Annotated in this window: 19 protein-coding genes; 1 reads left to right on the top strand and 18 read right to left on the bottom strand. The window is 57.9% G+C overall.

Annotated elements, in window-relative coordinates; genetic code table 11:
• Positions 1 to 8: 8 nt before the first annotated feature.
• The 16 genes from gspD to ACYVB2_RS02175 all read right to left on the bottom strand — a co-directional run bounded on the left by gspD (position 9) and on the right by ACYVB2_RS02175 (position 14,369).
• Complete coding sequence (gene gspD / locus ACYVB2_RS02250; protein WP_382429441.1) at positions 9 to 2,489, bottom strand: type II secretion system secretin GspD; 2,481 nt, start codon at positions 2,487 to 2,489, stop codon at positions 9 to 11.
• Positions 2,486 to 3,133: a GspMb/PilO family protein gene (locus tag ACYVB2_RS02245; protein ID WP_382429444.1), complete on the bottom strand. Its 648-nt coding sequence runs from the start codon at positions 3,131 to 3,133 to the stop codon at positions 2,486 to 2,488. The genes gspD and ACYVB2_RS02245 overlap by 4 nt, the downstream gene beginning before the upstream one ends.
• Positions 3,130 to 4,491 carry a hypothetical protein gene (locus ACYVB2_RS02240; protein ID WP_382429446.1) on the bottom strand — a complete coding sequence of 454 codons (1,362 nt, stop codon included), beginning with the start codon at positions 4,489 to 4,491 and terminating at the stop codon, positions 3,130 to 3,132. Before ACYVB2_RS02240 ends, ACYVB2_RS02245 begins: the two co-directional genes overlap by 4 nt.
• A gap of 53 nt (positions 4,492 to 4,544) precedes the next feature.
• The gene (locus ACYVB2_RS02235) at positions 4,545 to 5,489 is read right to left on the bottom strand and encodes a hypothetical protein (RefSeq protein ID WP_382429448.1); all 945 of its coding nucleotides are present in this window, start codon (positions 5,487 to 5,489) and stop codon (positions 4,545 to 4,547) included.
• Positions 5,489 to 6,133, bottom strand: a complete 645-nt coding sequence (locus tag ACYVB2_RS02230; RefSeq protein ID WP_382429450.1) for a type II secretion system protein — start codon at positions 6,131 to 6,133, stop codon at positions 5,489 to 5,491. The genes ACYVB2_RS02235 and ACYVB2_RS02230 overlap by 1 nt, the downstream gene beginning before the upstream one ends.
• Entirely contained in the window at positions 6,130 to 6,627 is a 498-nt protein-coding gene (locus ACYVB2_RS02225) for a prepilin-type N-terminal cleavage/methylation domain-containing protein (protein ID WP_460535091.1), read from the bottom strand. The genes ACYVB2_RS02230 and ACYVB2_RS02225 overlap by 4 nt, the downstream gene beginning before the upstream one ends.
• Positions 6,593 to 7,075, bottom strand: a complete 483-nt coding sequence (locus ACYVB2_RS02220; protein WP_382429454.1) for a prepilin-type N-terminal cleavage/methylation domain-containing protein — start codon at positions 7,073 to 7,075, stop codon at positions 6,593 to 6,595. The genes ACYVB2_RS02225 and ACYVB2_RS02220 overlap by 35 nt, the downstream gene beginning before the upstream one ends.
• Positions 7,076 to 7,080: 5 nt before the next feature.
• Complete coding sequence (gene gspG, locus ACYVB2_RS02215; RefSeq protein WP_382429456.1) at positions 7,081 to 7,533, bottom strand: type II secretion system major pseudopilin GspG; 453 nt, start codon at positions 7,531 to 7,533, stop codon at positions 7,081 to 7,083.
• A 16-nt stretch (positions 7,534 to 7,549) separates the two neighbouring features.
• Entirely contained in the window at positions 7,550 to 8,758 is a 1,209-nt protein-coding gene (locus tag ACYVB2_RS02210; protein ID WP_382429458.1) for a type II secretion system F family protein, read from the bottom strand.
• Positions 8,755 to 10,353, bottom strand: a complete 1,599-nt coding sequence (locus tag ACYVB2_RS02205; RefSeq protein ID WP_382429460.1) for a GspE/PulE family protein — start codon at positions 10,351 to 10,353, stop codon at positions 8,755 to 8,757. The genes ACYVB2_RS02210 and ACYVB2_RS02205 overlap by 4 nt, the downstream gene beginning before the upstream one ends.
• 121 nt (positions 10,354 to 10,474) lie before the next feature.
• Positions 10,475 to 10,789 carry an STAS domain-containing protein gene (locus ACYVB2_RS02200; protein ID WP_382429462.1) on the bottom strand — a complete coding sequence of 105 codons (315 nt, stop codon included), beginning with the start codon at positions 10,787 to 10,789 and terminating at the stop codon, positions 10,475 to 10,477.
• Complete coding sequence (locus ACYVB2_RS02195) at positions 10,773 to 11,411, bottom strand: MlaC/ttg2D family ABC transporter substrate-binding protein (RefSeq protein WP_382429464.1); 639 nt, start codon at positions 11,409 to 11,411, stop codon at positions 10,773 to 10,775. Before ACYVB2_RS02195 ends, ACYVB2_RS02200 begins: the two co-directional genes overlap by 17 nt.
• A gap of 34 nt (positions 11,412 to 11,445) precedes the next feature.
• Positions 11,446 to 12,234 (bottom strand): MlaA family lipoprotein, encoded by a 789-nt coding sequence (locus ACYVB2_RS02190; RefSeq protein ID WP_382429466.1) that lies wholly within the window; start codon positions 12,232 to 12,234, stop codon positions 11,446 to 11,448.
• A complete protein-coding gene (gene mlaD / locus ACYVB2_RS02185; protein ID WP_382429468.1) occupies positions 12,234 to 12,719 on the bottom strand; it encodes an outer membrane lipid asymmetry maintenance protein MlaD in 486 nt (161 codons plus the stop codon). Before mlaD ends, ACYVB2_RS02190 begins: the two co-directional genes overlap by 1 nt.
• Before the next feature lie 37 nt (positions 12,720 to 12,756).
• The gene (gene mlaE, locus ACYVB2_RS02180) at positions 12,757 to 13,539 is read right to left on the bottom strand and encodes a lipid asymmetry maintenance ABC transporter permease subunit MlaE (protein ID WP_382429470.1); all 783 of its coding nucleotides are present in this window, start codon (positions 13,537 to 13,539) and stop codon (positions 12,757 to 12,759) included.
• Positions 13,536 to 14,369, bottom strand: coding sequence for an ABC transporter ATP-binding protein (locus ACYVB2_RS02175; RefSeq protein ID WP_382429472.1), 834 nt, complete (start codon positions 14,367 to 14,369; stop codon positions 13,536 to 13,538). Before ACYVB2_RS02175 ends, mlaE begins: the two co-directional genes overlap by 4 nt.
• 137 nt (positions 14,370 to 14,506) lie before the next feature.
• On the opposite strand from ACYVB2_RS02175, the gene speD reads away from it, so the two are divergent.
• Positions 14,507 to 14,917: an adenosylmethionine decarboxylase gene (gene speD, locus ACYVB2_RS02170; protein ID WP_382429474.1), complete on the top strand. Its 411-nt coding sequence runs from the start codon at positions 14,507 to 14,509 to the stop codon at positions 14,915 to 14,917.
• A 27-nt stretch (positions 14,918 to 14,944) separates the two neighbouring features.
• On the opposite strand, the gene ACYVB2_RS02165 is transcribed toward speD, so the two are convergent.
• A complete protein-coding gene (locus ACYVB2_RS02165) occupies positions 14,945 to 16,618 on the bottom strand; it encodes a methyl-accepting chemotaxis protein (RefSeq protein WP_382429476.1) in 1,674 nt (557 codons plus the stop codon).
• Positions 16,619 to 16,636: 18 nt separating this feature from the next.
• The gene (locus ACYVB2_RS02160) at positions 16,637 to 17,062 is read right to left on the bottom strand and encodes a cache domain-containing protein (protein ID WP_382429478.1); all 426 of its coding nucleotides are present in this window, start codon (positions 17,060 to 17,062) and stop codon (positions 16,637 to 16,639) included.
• Between the last annotated feature and the right edge of the window lie 317 nt (positions 17,063 to 17,379).

Genomic DNA, 17,379 nt, shown 5'->3' with positions numbered 1-17,379 from the left:
CTTGAGGCTTAGTTGGCGTAGTACCCTGGCTGCGCCACCGATTGTGGCTTGGCCGTGGGCAGTTCAAAGGCGCCAGCGGGGAGTGCATCGCTGTTGAGGGCTGGCGTGGTGGTGTTGTTCAACAACATGCCCCGCAACTTTTGCAAACTCTCTTGGAAAGAGCCGGTCAGGCGTTCACCTTCAGCACGGTTGGTGACGATATAGGGCGTGATAGTGATGAGCAGTTCGGTCTTGTCACGCACCTTTTTGGTGGAGCCAAACAGGCCACCAAAAACGGGAATGTCTTTGAAGCCTGGCACGCCCGTGACCACGTTGTTGCCCTTGTTCTGAATCAGACCGGCCAGCATGATGGTCTTGCCGTTCTCAATGGTCACATCGGTGGTGACTTTGCGCTTAGAAAAGCTGGGGTACTCTGAGCCGCCGGTAGTGACTGGATTACCCACGCTGCTGACCTCCTGAGAGATGCTCAGGGATACATTGCCCGACGAGGTAATGCTGGGCTTGACCTCTAGCAAAATGCCTGTTGGACGGTATTGCACTGAGTTGGACGTAGAAAAAGAGCTGCTCAACAAAGTGCCGCTGGACGGGGTAGATACGGTTTGTGTGATGACCGGAATTTCGTCGCCCACTTCCACCTTGGCAACCTTGCCGTCACTGGCCAGCACATGGGGTGTGGACAAGATATTCACGTCTGTATCTTGGCCCAACAAATTCAACATGCCAATCACTTGTCCGGCACTGCCAAAGATTGCATAGTTGAGACCCGAGCCGGAGCCAGCTACTGCGGGCGTGGCACCACTGGCACTGCTGACATTGGGCTTGATGGCCCCTTCCAGACCCACAAAGCCGGGCCAGCTCTTACCGTTGTACGACAGTGCCGACTTGAGCCACCACTCCACACCGTATTGCAGGGTATCGGTCAGGGTGACTTCGGCCACCATCACCTGAATCAGCACTTGGCGGGGCACAGAATCAAGGCGCTCCAGCACTTTGCGAATCTGTTGGTAGTCTGGTGCCGAGGCCCGAATAATCAGGGAGTTGGTCACCTCATCGGCAATGACCTGCACCGAGCCACCCAGCCCCGTACCTGTGCCGGTGCTGCCCTGTGCGCTGGGCACATTGCCGCCGCGTTCAATGGTGCGCGTGGTGCCTGCGGCGGCGGCGTTGGCCGTGCTGCCGGTGCTGCTGCCCCCCAAAGTTCCGGTAGTGCCAGCACTGGAGTTGCCAAAGGCCGAACTGTTGGCCGATGGCAGGGTGGAAGCACCTGCATTGCCCGCCGGTGCTGCGGCGCCTCCAAACAATTGCTGCAAGATGCCCGATAGATGTTGGGCATTGCTGTTGACTACTGGATAGACATGCACATAGGCACCCAGGCCATTGCGCGGCTCGGCGTCCAATGTCTTGACCCAGTGCTCGGCGGCTTGCATCAGCTTGTCGTTGGCCGTGGCTACGAGCAACGCATTCATGCGCACCACGGGCAGCACGTACACTTTGCTGGCATCGGTTCCGGCCCAGTTGAACAACCCTGAGGTTTTGAACAAGCCATCAATTTCCTTGGCCATATCATTGGCCTCGGCGTGCTCGATGGGCAACAGCTTGATCTGGACATGGTTGAAATAGTCCACATCCAGCGTTTTGACCATTTCAATGATTTTGTCTACATTGGCCTGCCGGTCGGTCACGATCAAGTGCTTGTTGGCCGCATCGTTGGTAATGGCGGCTTGGGGGCCAACAAAGTTGCGCAGTGTATTGACCAGCTGGTTGGCTTGCACAAAGCGCAGTGGAATGATCTGCATGACCATAGAGGCGGGCCCGACGCCTTGTTTGCCCACCGAATCGCGCACGGCAGTAGCGTCGCGCAGCACCTTGTAGGTTTTGCCTTGGCGCACGATAGCAATATTGCTGGTAGACAGTGCTGTCTCTAGTGCGCTAAAGATGTCGGCCATGCTGATGGCCCCAGTGCTTTTGAGCGTGACCCGGCCCTGTACGGATGGATCAATGATGTAGTCGAGCTTCAGAATATCGCCCAGCACGACCTGCAACACATCATAGATGTCGGCGTTGTCAAATTTGAGCGTCACGCCAGGATTAGGCGTATTGGATAGCTCTGCCCCCGATGGGGGGGGCGCACTGCTGGTGGCAGCACCGGGTGTTGGGGTGCTGGCGGGGGCGGCGGCGTCTGCGCTCGGTGGCTTGGCAGTGGGGTTGGGGGCCGTATTGCTTGGAGGGGGTGCTGCTGATGGGGTTGTGGGTGCCGGTTTGTGGGTTCCCAACAGCGTGGAGAGGGGGGTGTTGCCTGCCGCCTCTGGCGTTACCGGTGCCGCCTTGTCAGGGGGGGTGGGGGTGGCCGCACGCATCGGCTGTCCGGTGAAGGGGTTGACCAGTGGTTGTGGCTGTGCCAGCACGGTGGAGGCCATAAGAGCCACACCGGGGGCCAACAGGCTGGCTATGGCGATTTTGCGTAGCACGGGAGGGGACAGTTTGTTCATTGTTGCTTACGAGAATTCTGGGGATCGCTGTTGCCTTTGGCGCCAGCGGCAGCTACGGTGTCAAATCCGGCGGGCATGGGGTTCATGTGCAGGCCTGTCAGACGCAGGCTAATGTCCAACTGCTGACCGCCACGTTGGGGGTCTTGCACCACTTTGAGTTCCAGATTTTCTACGCCGATCTGTTGGGGTGAACGGGCCAAGGCCGCTTGCAGACGGGGCAGTTGCTGCGGTACACCGTTGAAGTGCGCTGTCATGGCAATGCGGCTGACCACAGTATTGATGGGCGTGTCTTGGATGTCGGTGAATTCGATGCCATCAAAATACAACGATTGCAGCAGTTGTTGCAACTGCGCCTGCATTTTTTGCGTGGCGGCCTGAACATCGGCCTCGACAAACAGTTTTTGCTGTAGTGGCAGGAATTCTGGTTCCAGTTTTTCGTGGCTGGTCGTGATCTTTTTGTTCAGCTCCAGCACGCTCTGGTTGTTTTCTGCCGTCATCTGTTGGTCGAGTGTTTCTTCGCGCTTTTCTAGGTAGCCACCCACATGCTCATCGAACAGGGAGGCCAGCAGCAACAGCACCACGACCGGAAAGGCAAAATATTTGATACCGTGTTCACGGTAAACACGTTGGACGGCACGTTTCATGGTTGGGCGGCCTTTGCTGGCGCAGTGGCTGGAGTAGCCTCCGCAGGCACCTGTGCGGGTGTGGCCTGTTTTTCTGTCTGTAGATGAATGGTGATGTCCTGCTGGGAGGCCAGAAAATCGGGCACAGGCATCTCAGTAAAAGGTTGGTATTCTGGCAAAGGATGCTCGTGCAGCCATTGCACGGCCGCTTCGTCACCCGTACCGGCCATCAACACCTTGTGGGCATCTAGTCGTAAATAGAGCAATGCTGCTGGCGCAGGAGGAAACACGGCCAATACTTGGGGCAGCGGTGGCAGTGTCAGACTCTCTTTCTCCTGTGCTTGGACGGCCTGCACTACGTCGGCCATCCACAATGTTTTGGCCTTGAGCAGTTTGGCTGCCTCGACTTTAGGGGCTTCTTTGCGCAGGCTCTCATGTGCTTGTTCAATCTGGCGTTCGAGCTTGCCATCGTGCCAGAGCATGCCAGCCAGACCCACCAGACCGACCACCCCCCACACCATGCTCCAGAAGTTGATTTTCTGCACCAGATACTGGTGGGTGGCTTGCAAGACGATGCCCCCGTATGGGGAGCGCCACAGTTGCTCCAACAAGGTAGCCTCAGACTGGGCCGGAAGGGGCTGGGTGGGGTGGTGCCAATCGTTGCCCACTGGCAGGCAGTCGGTGGACGCCCACAAGCCGACAGCACCCTCTTTGTGGCCCACTGTGCCTTCGGGCAAACTTGCCAGTTCGATTTTGAGCAAGCCCCCCAAGCCCTCAGCAAGGGCTGCAGGCTCGACGATGCGGCTGCGCAGTATGGCTCCATCTGGGGCAAAAATATGCAAAGAATGGGGTTGCCCTTTGTCCCCTTCGAGCACCATGCAAATTTGCCCTTTGGCCTGGCTAGACAAAGGCTGGAACAGTTGTGCCCGAGAAAAAAGCTCCACTGCCTGTAAACCACAGGCTGCGGTGATGCGCTCGATTTCGGCAACCCAGTCTTTGTGTATCCAGAGCAAGGATTTTTCTGTGCCTTGACCAAAGTGGGTGGTTTGGGTCAGAACGTTGCTGGGGGCAAAGGGTAGCAACGAGCCCACTTCTGCGCTGGCAGTGGCTGGGGTGGGCGCCAGTACGCCCATGATGTCACCTGCCAGCACCCAATGCACATCGCTGGATGCCGGAATTTGCCATTGCTGGCTGCACTCCTTCAGTGCAGACTGCACCTTCTGTAGGTAGTCATCCCCCTCGGGCAATGGGGTCTGGTGCGTGTGGGTTTGCTTCCAGCCCAGCCAGCCACGCCGAAAGTGCAGCACATGCAGGCAGCCAGGAGAGAGAGAGACGACCAGCTGGTGTCGTCGTGGTGGAGGAATGAGCCGATTGTGCATGGGGTGAGAAGCGTCAAAATCCTAAAATTGATCGTCAATGGTGTGTAGTGACTTCAAAAGGGCAGGTGGCGTTCTGTCCATTGGTCACCCACTTGCAGTGCCCCGTTTTTTTGAACCACTGTAGCCACGAGGGTATTGCCGCCCACTACGGGTTTGGCCCGGTGCAAGCGGGCGCGCAGCGTTAGCACAGGGCTGTCGGGCGTGGTCGCTGTCAGGCCGCTGCCCTGAAGCCATGCCTGAAACTGTGCTGGTGCCACAGCACCTGCGCGCCGCCACTGGGTCAACTGCTGCAGTTGTTCATCGCTGACATGACCCAGCACTTTGAACAGTGGCAAGGGAGTCAGGTCTCGGTCTACTTTTTTTTGCTCAGAGCCAACTACCAGCCAATGTCGCAAGCCTTGGGCGCCTGTGCCGGTGCCAGTGGACACCATGTAGCGTGGTATGTCGGGCCATTCCAGCAATTCTTGCAGACTGGCAAACCCAGCCCCACCCCGCATCCGGATCAGCTCCTGTTTGAACTCCACCAAGCGAGCCGCCAAGGTTTGGGCAGTTTGGGGGGAGGAGGCACCCAGCAGAACAAAAAGTCGCTGCCATTCCAAGGTTGTCAGTGTATTGGCATCGGGCAGCCCGCTGCTGTCTTCAATCAGCACATCAATGTGGTGCTGGCCTACAGCAATGGTGTAGGGCGTTGTTTGGGGGTGCCAGCGTTGCCAGTTGCGCAGCAATTCATCACGGGGGTCAAGTTGTAGCGCATCCACCGCAGAGGCGATGGCGAGTTGGGCCGTGGCATATTGCACCGCGCCTTGCAAGGCATAGTTCTCTTGGAGCAGTTCTTTTTCTCGTGCCAGCAGTTGGGTGTCTAGCCGCAGGGCTGCACTCACACCCAGCACCAGTGTGGAAACCACAGCCAGCAAGCCCAGCGCAAACAGCAACACATAACCTTGCTGTCGGCGGTCAGCACGGGAGTGGTGGCGGTGCAATCGTGGCAATGGTGGCATCAACGGGCTCCATCCCGATGGGCGGTATAGACCACCGCAGGCACATCGGCGTGCAAACCTGACAAAGCCAGACGCATCAGACGAGGGGGGGGTTGTTGGGCATCCCAGCCTTGTATCCAGCGCGGTTGGGGCTTGCCCTGTGCGTCCAGACCTTGCAACAGAAATGAGAAAGCACAGACTTGCAATGCAGAGGCCAGCACCTTGCGCGGGCCGTTGGGTTCGGTGGGGGGGCGCCGGGCTGCCGAGGTGCCTAGGGCCGTGGCTGGGGGCAGGGGCTGCGCTTGGTATACCAGAGACCAGCCTTTGCTGCCCGCTGTGGGCTCACAGCTGTAGCGTACCCTGGCCAGTGGCAGGCTGGCATTTTGTGCGGGCAGTAAGGGGTGTGCAGTATCAAATTCCAGCATGGCACCATCGGAGTGCACCCGCAGACCCCGCCCGGCCCATTCGTGGTGCAGAATGCGCTCCACCGCCCGAACGCTGTCTCGGGCAGGGGTGCGGGCCTGATGGCGGGCATAAAAATCCGAGGCCATCGACAACGCAATAGTTCCCACCATCGCCACCAGTGAGGACAAGGCCAGGGCGACAATCAGTTCCAGCAGCGTAAAACCCTGCTGTGGGTGTCTGGGCAACAGCCGTCTCGTCATGGTTTGGGGGGCGTTGTGCCTGCCGGGGGAGGCGTGGGAGCCGAGGGCGCTGCATTGTCCAGACGGTAAGTGACCAGCCGATACGACTGGGGTGCCGTTTTCGGCCCCCAGAACACTTCAATTTCTACCGTCTGCAATTTTTGGGTAAACCCGGTGAGTTTGGCCTGTTGTCGTGGTTCCAGCAAGGGTACAGGGCGTATTTGGACGCGATAGCCCAGATCCATGCCTGCAAAGCGTTCTTCTCCAGCATCGGCTGCCAGCAGGTAGTCTGGGTGGCTGAGCACCTCGTCAAGTTTGGCTTGGGCCAGTGCCATGGCTGCCGCATGGGCGGTGGATTTGGCCTCTAATTGTGTGCTGCCAGAGATGGCAGTGAACGCAATCGCCAGACCAGAACCCAGCAATACCATCGCCACTAGCACTTCAAGCAGGGTGAAGCCTTGCTGGCGCTGGTGGGTAGTTTTAGGGGGCAGCTGCCACCCAGTCTTGTCGTTCAATGCGGCCACTGATTTTTGCCAAATGAAAGATTTGCTGCATTCCTGTGGGAGTACGGATCAGGAAACGGGCCTCAGACAGACTGCCATCGGGATAAAACACCAGCGGCATGGCTGCCATCACCTCATCAGAGGCAGGCCGGAACTGGTAGCCAGGCGGCAGTTCTAGCACTGGGCGCCGTTCTTGGGCTGCCAATTGCAGCACGATGGCGTGGTGCTTGAAGTCCACCAGCGCCTGCACAGTGCCTCCACCCAGCACAGCCTTGTTGCGTAAACGCTTCAGATCAAGTTGGGTTCGGTCTAGCCAGTGCTTCTCATTGGCACGCAGGGCCATTTTGTCTACCGACACAATAGCCAGCCCCGTACCAATACCGATCAGCACCAGCACCAGCAGCAGTTCAATCAGCGTAAAACCCGATGACCTGAGCACAGCAGGGTGGCGGCAGGCCAAGGGGTTCACTCCCAACTGTTGATGTCGGCGCTGTCGCCGGTGCCTCCCTCTTTGCCATCGGCACCCAACGACGACAGCTCGTAGTCTGCCTTTTCGCCTGGTGCCTTATAGACATAGGAATTGCCCCAAGGGTCTTTGTCTACCCGTTTTTTCAGGTAGGGGCCACGCCATTTGAGTGCCTCGGCCTGATCAGCGGGTTTGTCCGATAGGGCACGAAGACCCTGCTCGGTGCTCGGGTAGCGCGACATATCCAGCCGGTATGTGTCCAGCGCCGCACCCACCATCTCAATTTGGGTGCGGGCCGCTTTGATTTTGGACGAATCGAGTTGCCCAAACAAGCGGGGGCCAACCAGCGAGGCCAGCAGACCCAAGATCACCATGACGATCAGCAGTTCGATCAGTGTGAAGCCGCGCGAGTGGCGCGCAGAGAAAGACGAGTTCTTGTGGTGGAATAGCATGTGTGTCAAAGCCTGCTCACAAAGGCATGTCATTGATCGAAAAAATGGCGGTTAGCATCGAAACCACAATGCCCCCAATCAGGCCGCCCATTAGCAGAATCATCATGGGTTCAAACAGGGCTACCAGATTGCGGGTGGCTTTCTGGATGTCCTTCTCATACTGGTCTGCCACCTTGATGAGCATGGTGTCTAGCGCCCCCGACTCTTCCCCTACAGTGGCCAATTGCCCTAGCAGTTTGGGAAAGAACGGATCAGCACGCACTGGCGCTGACACGCCCCGGCCTTCTTGTACTGCACGCACCAATCGATCCAGCGCCTTGCGCAGGGGGATGTGGTCGGTCAACTCACGCACGATGCGCATCCCGGTGAGTATCGGAACCCCGCTCGACAGCAGAGTTCCCCAAGTGCGGCACACATGGGCCAACTGCACCTTCAGCAGCAGTGGCCCCAGCACCGGCAGGCGCAACAGTGTCAGTTGCCAGCGTTCACGCCACAACTCATCGCGCAGCGCCATCATGAAGCCCACGACTGCCAGCACCAGCCCGATGACAAAGAAAATGCCATAAGACTTGAGAAACTCGCCCACACCAATCAAGACCGCTGCGGGCAATGGCAGGCTCTGGTTCATGTCCGAAAAGATTTGGCCGAACTTGGGCAGCACAAACACCGTCAGACCGAGCAAAGCACTCATGCCAAAGACGAACAACAAGATCGGATAGATGGACGAAGTGACCAGAAACGAGCGAAACTCCATGCTACGGGTGTAAAACTCTACCAGTCGCCGCATCACTACTGGCAACACCCCGCCTTCTTCGCCGGCCCGCACCATATTGATGTAAAGCCGTGGAAACACCTTGGGGTGCTGCATAAAGGCATCGGCCAAGGTGTTGCCCTTTTCTACCTCGAGCACCACCTGCTGCATGACAGCGCGGAAATGGGCTTGCTCTAAGCTGCCGGTGCTGATGTGCAATGCCCGGTCTAGGGGCAGTCCGGCATCCAGCAAAGTGAGCAATTGTTCGGTCATTGCCAGCACATGCTTGATGCTGACCCGTTCTTGGCCCCAACGCCCTGCCGCAGGGGAGAGGGGTGAAGACGGCGTGGTTGCCGTGCGCCCTTGCGCAGCCGCAGGCAAGGCTGCACCTACAGGCCGGGCGCGCGATGGCACCGTGGCCGAGGCAGACGGCAAATCGCTCTCTGTGGTGTGGGCGGTGGGACGTGGCCTCACTGTATCTCCTGGCGCGTGACGCGGGCCAGCTCTTCCAGCGTGGTGATACCGGCCAGCACCTTGCGAATGCCATCAGCGCGCATGGTGCGCACGCCCTGCTCGAGTGCCTTTTTGCGCACCCCTTCAGCGGGGAGTTTTTTGATGATGGCCTCTTTGATGGCGGTGGTCATGGGCAGCAGTTCATAAATGCCAGTGCGACCGGTGTAGCCCGATTGTCCGCAATGGCTGCAACCGCGGCCATGAAACAGTTGTGGCACTTGATCCGCAGACACGCCTTCTTCTGCCAAAAACAGCAAGTCGGCCTCAGTGGGCACAGTAGCCTCTTTGCAATGTGGGCAGACCATACGCACCAACCGTTGGGCCACAATCAGCACCACCGAGGAGGCAATCAGGTAGCTCTCCACGCCCATGTCCATCAGCCGGTGTGCCGCACCAAAAGAATCGTTGGTGTGTAGGGTAGAAAATACCAAATGGCCTGTGAGTGCCGACTGGATGGAGATTTCGGCCGTTTCTTGGTCGCGGATTTCCCCCACCATGATGATGTCGGGGTCTTGGCGCACGATAGAACGTAGGGCACTGGCAAAGGTCAGGCCAATCTGGGATTTGACCTGAATCTGGTTGATACCATCGATTTGGTATTCCACCGGATCTTCTACCGTGATGATTTTGTTCTCTGGCACGTTAACGCAGCCCAGTGCCGCATACAAGGTACTGGTTTTGCCGCTGCCGGTGGGGCCAGTGACCAAGATCATCCCATGTGGTTGGGCAATGGCCTGCTGCAAGGCTTGTAGGGTTTCGTCGTCCAACCCCAAAGACTCTAAGCCCATCAAGCCTGGCCCTTGGTCTAACAGACGTATCACCATGCTCTCACCATACACGGTGGGTACGGTAGAGACGCGCATATCTACTTGGCGCGCGGCCACTTCCATTTTCATGCGGCCATCTTGCGGCAGGCGGCGCTCGGCAATGTTCATTTTGGCCCGCAGTTTCAGGTGCGAGATGGCCGGGGTGTACATGCGCCGAGGAGGGGGTTCTGATTCGCACAACACCCCATCGACCCGATAGCGCACACGAAACTGCTGTTGCGAGATTTCTAAGTGCAAATCAGAAGCACGGCGTTCTACAGCACGCAGGAGCAGAGCCTGCACCAAGCGTACTACGGGAGCATCCTCGGCCAGTGCCTTGAGGGTCTCTAGGTCGTCATCAGGGTTGTCGCTGCTGCTGCCCACCTCGGCTTCGGTAAAGGCATGGGCGCCAGCACTTTCTGGGTGGTAGGTTTGGGCCAACTGGGCCGTAAGCCAAGCTTTGGGCACCAGGGTCAATTGGACAGGGGCGTTAAAAAACTGCTTGAGTGCATCCAAGGCTGCCATGCGCACAGGCACGGTAGCAGCCACTTGCACTGCAGCGTCATCGACCAAGAGCGGCAATAAACCGTTGGCCCGCAGAAAATCGGGCGACAGGCCGGCCACGGGCTGTATTTGTGCCAGCGGGGGCCGTGCAGTATCGAGCACGGTGGCCCGAAGGGTGCGTGCAAACTCGGCCAGAAGTTCTGCCTCCGCAGCGTCCGTTGCGGTGCCGGGGGGATGGCTGCTCATATTCAGGGAAATGGGGATGTGTTGCCAGAGGCTGTCTGGCCACGGTTATATGGGGCCGTGGGGACAAAGGAAAAGGGGATTCAGCGTCACAGCCAACCGCTGTGGTGGTCAGGCTGACATTCTACCGATTCGGCTCTGTTGACCCTAACAGGCTATCCACCCCATACAACACGGCCATGCGCTCTAGCGCCGATGGCAGCCCACACACGCGCAGGCGGCCACCTTGTGCCACCACCGTGCGGCGGCATTCGAGCAACACCGCCAGTGCCGAGGTATCAAATTGGCGCAGTGCCGATGCGTCCAACAGCAGCTCCCCCTCGGGCTGTATGGCCAAGGCCTGTTGTAAGTCCGCCAAGGTGGTGGCGGCTTGCCGGTGGGTCAATTCTGTTGGCAGTGCCAAGGTGGGGGGCACAGGGGCGTTAACGCTTGGTGGCATTGCTCAGGTTGCGGGCCGCTAGCGATTGAATCAGGCCATCTACGCCCTTGGCGTTGATTTCTTGGGCAAACTGGGTGCGGTAGGTATCGACCAGCCATACGCCCAGCACATTGAGGTTGTAGATTTTCCAGCCAGCACCTACACCAGGGGTTTTTTCCAATCGGTAGTCCAACTGCACAGGATCGCCGCGCCCCCGCACCTCGGTGCGTACCAGCACGTCCTTGTCTTCAGGGGTGGCACGCAGTGGCTTGACGGTGATGGTTTGGTCATTGACCTGTGCCAAGGCACCCGCATAGGTGCGCACCAGCAGGGTTTTGAACTCCTCCTGTAGGCGTTGCTGTTGTTGTGTGTTGGCTTGGCGCCAGCCTGGGCCTACAGCAGCCGCCGTCATGCGGCGAAAGTTGACGTTGGGCATGATGGTTTTGTCTACCAGCATGATGATTTTGTCGATTTCACCGGCCTTGATGCTTTTGTCGGCCCGCAAAGCATCCAGCACCTCGGTGGAGAGGCGGCGGATCAAGGCGTCTGGTGCTTCATCGGCAGCTTGGGTGGGTAAACTGACCCCCATGACCAAAGCTGCCAGTGTGGTGGCGGCCCAGCGGCCCAAAAAACGTCGTTGCATGAACTTCCTTTAAAACATCCAGTGTGTGATGGCCTTATTGTTCAGGCTCTGGAGGTAGGCTGCCATCGGATGCACCCCCTGTGGTTGGGCCGTTGTTGATGCCCGCACGTTGGTTGCGTACCCGCAAAAAAACATCGCGGGTAAAGGTGTATTTTTCCAGGGCTGCGCTGTCGAGTACCTCGCCAGCACGCAAAAAATTGGCACGGGTATCGACCAGACGCAACGCGTACAGGCTGTTGCGGGTGGCGACGTCGTCTACCCCATTGAGCAAGCTGCCTTGGCGGTCTATGGGCAGGGCCAAGGTGTCGCGCACAGTGGATGGCCCTAACAAGGGCAAAACCACATAAGGGCCAGTGGGCACGCCCCAACGGCCTAAGGTCATGCCAAAGTCTTGCTTGTGTCGCTCCAAGCGCATCTCGCTGGCAATATCGAGCACCCCCCCGAAGCCCAAGAAGGTGTTGATGCCAAAGCGGAACAGACTGCTCATGGCGCCCTCACCACGCAGTTGCAGGGTGTTGTTCACAAACGACCAAGCATCGCCCAAATTGGCAAAAAAATTGCTGACGCCTGTGCGGGCCAGCGCAGGCACCGCCTGTTGGTAACCCGTGGCGACGGGTTTGAGCACGGCCTCATCCAATGCGTCATTGAATTGGCTCATGCTGCGGTTGTAAGACTCAAAGGGGTCTTGTGGATGGGCCTGTGGGTGGGTGGCACAACCGGCCAGCACCAAGGTGGAGACGGCCAAGGCACCCATCCAACGGCGGGCCAGGGGGTAAGGAGCCTGACTGTGGCAGGCGGTAGCAGGAGGGAGAGTGGATGTCATTATTTTTTGTTGTCTGTGGTGGCGGGCTCGGACTCGGCGGCCTTGCTAAACAGGAACTGGCTGATCAGGTTTTCCAGCACCACAGCCGATTGGGTGGCCGTTACTACATCACCAGAGGCCAGAGAGGCTTCATCGGCCCCAGCCTCGATGCCAATATATTGCTCACCCAGCAAACCGCTTGTGAGAATTTTCAGCGAACTGTCTTTGGGGAAAGCGTAACGCTTTTGCAACATCAGTGTGACTTGGGCTTGGAAGGTTTTGTCATTGAACGTGATGGATTCAACCCGGCCCACCACCACGCCAGCACTGCGCACCGCTGCCTGGGGCTTGAGTCCGCCGATGTTGTCAAAACGTGCTGTGACACGGTAGCCCGACTCAAAGTTGAGCGTGAGCAGGTTGGCCGATTGCAAGGCCAGGAATACCAGCGCCAGCGCCCCCAGCATGACAAACAGGCCCACCCAGACATCGTTCTTGGATTGCTGCATTGATTCTTCTTTCTTGTGACGCACGCCATGGCAGGCGTCAGATACTGAACATGGTGGCTGTGAGCACAAAATCCAGCCCCAGCACCGCCAATGAGGCCATCACTACGGTGCGTGTGGTAGCCCGTGAAACCCCCTCGGGGGTGGGGTTGGCGGTGTAGCCTTGGAGCAGTGCCACAAAGGTGACGGTAAAACCAAAGGCCACGCTTTTGATGACACTGTTGCCCAGATCACTGAACACATCCACCCCGCCCTGCATTTGGCTCCAGAAGGCGCCACCGTCCAGGCCCAGCATGGGTACAGCCACAGCCCAGCCACCCATCACGCCCACGGCATTGAACACCAGTGAGAGCACGGGCATGGCTATGACACCCGCCCAGAAGCGCGGTGCCAGAATGCGTTGCACGGGGTCTACGGCCATCATCTCCATGGCACTGAGTTGCTCACCGGCCCGCATTAGGCCAATTTCTGCGGTGAGGGAAGTGCCTGCCCGCCCTGCAAACAGCAACGCGGTGATGACGGGCCCCAGTTCGCGCAGCAGGCTCAGGGCCACCAGTTGGCCCAGTGCCTCGGTGGAGCCAAAGTCCTGCAAGGTGTAGTAGCCCTGCAAGGCCATGACGAAACCCACAAACAGACCAGACACTGCAATGATGGCCAGCGAGTAGTTGCCCAAAAAATGCACTTGGTCACGCACCAGCCCAGGGCGTGCCAATGTGGCGGGCAGCAGTTGCAGCAAGCGGCCCAGCAGTCGGGCACTTTGGCCTGTGGCAGCGAGCTGGCGGCGCACAGCCAAACCTACAGTGGCAGGGTGGTACCAGCTCATGGGTGGCCTTTGTCTATGGGGCCAAAATCCTGCGCCACATGGGGGCCAGGGTAGTGGAATGGCACGGGCCCAGTGGGCAGGGCGTGAACAAACTGGTGTACCAGTGGGTCAGTGCTGTGGCGTACGTCGTTGGGGGTGCCTTGGGCCGCAACGGTACCAGGGCCAAGAATCACCACATGGTCGGCAATCTGAAAGGTGATTTCTACATCGTGCGAGACGATGATGGTGGTTAACCCCATGGCATCATTGAGTTGGCGGATCAGCTGTGCTGCCGTCCCTAAAGAAATGGGGTCTAACCCGGCGAAGGGTTCGTCGTACATCACCAGCTCTGGGTCGAGGGCAATCGAGCGAGCCAAGGCCACCCGTCGGGCCATGCCCCCAGAGATTTGGGCTGGCATCAGGTCGCGTGCGCCACGCAAGCCCACTGCATGTAGCTTCATGAGCACAATGTCACGGATCAGGGCAGCCGGAAGGTTGGTGTGCTCACGCAACGGAAAAGCCACGTTGTCAAACACCGTCATATCGGTAAACAACGCACCAAACTGGAACAACATGCCCATGCGCCGACGGGCTGCATACAGTGCATTGGTGTCCATGCGGCCTACCTCTTGGCCATCAAACAGCACCTGTCCTTGCTGGGCTTTTTGTTGGCCGCCAATCAGGCGTAGCACAGTGGTTTTACCACCGCCCGAAGCACCCATGATGGTTGTGACTTTGCCGCGCGGCACTGCCAAAGACAAGCCGCGCAGAATGGGGCGATCGCCATAATTGAAATGGACATCGCGCAGCTCGACAAAAGCGGCAGAAGAGGGGGGAAGGGATGAGAGCATGAAAAGGCGAAACGCAACCTGCAATGATATGGGTTAAGGACTGGCCCTATGGTGCATTAGGTTTATTGGCCTTGGAGGGGTGGCTATGATCAGATTCTTTGCCCGTTCCTCTGTCAGGTGGTGAAAGAGGTTTTTTCATGGTTCATGCCCCGCATCCAGCTTTGTCTCCAGCATCCTCTGTCGGCGGTCAGGCCAGTGGCCTGCACCTGACGGCCGATTTATATGGTTGCCAAGGCGACCAGCATCTGATGCACGATGCGGCCGGTTTGCAGGCATTTTGCCAAGCCAGTGTAGAAGCAGCAGGGTTGACAGCGGTGGGGTGCTTGTTTCACCATTTTGGTGAGCAAGGGGGGGTCACTGGCGTGGTGGTGCTGGCCGAGTCCCATTTGTGCATTCACACTTGGCCCGAGGCCGCCTATGTGACGTTGGATGTGTATGTTTGCAATTATTCCAGCGACAACCGGCATAAGGCAGAGCAATTGTTTGGCACTTTACAGCGGGCCTTTCAGGCTGGTGATGCCCGGCTGCACCGCATTGAGCGCGGTTGAATGCGTGCCACAGAGCAGGGCATCTGCTCAAACAGGCGCTGACAGCCGTGCCTTGCCTTGGTGCAGATGAAAAACGCTGACCACTTGGGTGAGGCTGTCGGCCTGACCGTGCAGGGCATCGGCAGCAGTGGCTGCCTGCTCTACCATCGCTGCATTTTGTTGTGTGGCGACTTCCATCTGCTCAATCGCCAGATGTACCTGTTCGATCCCTGCGCTTTGTTCGGCGCTGGCCGCCGTGATTTCGCCCATGATGTCAGTGACACGGCTGATACTGGCCACAATTTGCTCCATGGTGTGACCCGCCTGCTCTACCAGATGGCTGCCAGTTTCGACTTTATCGACCGAATCGCTGATCAATGTTTTGATCTCTTTGGCCGCCTCGGCACTGCGCCCCGCCAAGTTGCGCACTTCAGATGCCACCACGGCAAACCCTCGGCCTTGTTCGCCAGCACGGGCGGCCTCAACGGCGGCATTGAGCGCCAGAATGTTGGTTTGGAATGCGATGCCATCAATCACACTGATGATGTCCACAATCTTTTTCGATGAGGTGTTGATGGAGCGCATGGTATCGACCACCTGTGCCACCACTTCTCCACCTTGGGTGGCTACCTGTGATGCGGATTGTGCGAGCTGGTTGGCCTGACGGGCATTGTCGGCATTTTGCTTGACCGTGCCTGTGAGCGTCTCCATCGAGGTTGCTGTTTCTTCCAAAGAGGTTGCTTGCTGCTCGGTGCGCACCGACAGTTCAGTATTGCCTGCGGCAATTTGGCTAGAGGCAGTCGCGATGGTGTCGGTACTGGTGCGTACTTGCTGCACGGTATGGAGCAAACTGGTATTCATGTCTTTGAGGGCTTGCATCAGCTCGCCCGTTTCATCGCTGGACTCGACAACGATATCCATCGTCAAGTCACCGCTAGACACATGCCGTGCCACCTCCACTGCCTTGTGCAGCGGGCGGGTGATGCTGCGGGTGGTGCCCCAAGCCAGTGCGCTGCCCACAAGCACGGCTACCACTGCGACGGCATACAGAAACTGGCCCAAATGGCGACTGGCGGCCTCTGCCTGTGCGCGCATTTGCTGCTCGGCGGTTTGTTGCAATTGCACCAGTTGGTTGATTTCTACCAGCACTTGGCGATAAATGGGGTCGATTTGCTTGGCAATAATGCGGGCGACGCCTTCGGTATCAAAAGCCAAGGCTTGGCCAATTGCCTGCGCCGTAGGTGCCTCTAAGCCTTTTTCCAGTTGTGTGATACGGCCAAAGATGGCTTTTTCTTCTTCATTGGCCCCCAAGGCCATCAGTTGCTCGCGGGCTTGGGCAAACAGCTTCCATTGTTCTTTGAGCCGCGCCTCCTCCTTGTTCATTTCTACCACTTCGGTGTGTAGGCCAATGCTGCGGATGGATACGACCCCTTCGAGTTGCGCCGCCTTCATGGCGGTCGTCCATTTGAGCTTGGCACTGGCCAGCTCTAAGCCTTGAAACAACTGTGCTTGGTTGCGGGCATTGCTGATATTGACCAGTGCCACCACGGCAATCAACAGGGCGAGGATGATGCCAAAGCCGATTTTTAGGCGCGTGCCAATACGCAGGTCATTGATCTTCATATTTTCATCCACGCCCTGTTGGGGCGCTATCCAACCACAGCGGGTTTGGGCTAAGGAGCGATAACGCTGACCCATGCCACCACAATGCTGTGCTGGCATGGAGGAGAGAGAGGCAACTTACTTGTAGATGCCGACCCCGATCAGCACATCGTCAATTTTCTCGACATAGGTGGATTTGGGCTCTACCACCTTGGTCAGGGCATTGGGCCATTTGTAGTCTACCCAGCCTTTGCCACTTTTTTGTGCAGTTTCAATAAAGCCCTTGACGATGAACTTGCCGTCTGCATCCTTGATTTCAAGCAGGTTTTTGCCAATGAGCTTAGGGTTGGAGCCGTGGCACTTGTTGTTGCCCGACATGTCGTAGCACATGACATACAGGTCTTTTTGTACGAAGGTGCCTTTGGGGTTGTTGAATTCGGCAAAAGCCTTTTCTTGTCCGCCCGACTTGATCAGGGCCACTCCCTTTTTGACCATTGCCATGGCCTCTTCGGCCGTACCTTTTTCAGAGGCCACTGCACCAAAGGCCAGAGTGAGTGCAGTCATACCAACTGCCATATGCTTGAACATGGTTTTCATCGGAACATCCTTTTTTTGACTTGAGACACTGCCATGAGGTGCCATTGGATGTCAGTTGAATGACAGGACAATGGCAAGCAAAATCACCTCGGTTCCAGTATCACACTATGGCCTGTCGTGAAGTTGACGGCTCTTCCCTGCCTTGCATTATCTGTGCCTGAAAGACAGGGCTTGGCATGGCAAAGTGGCAACACAGGCCACACATGGTGTGTGCTGTGGTGCCTTTGGGGCCAAGCATGATGGACAATCTGTGGCGGTGCAAGGCATTAGCCACCAGCATTGCC

Source organism: Giesbergeria giesbergeri, assembly GCF_054779375.1.
This window is presented reverse-complemented; position numbering and strand designations above follow the sequence as displayed.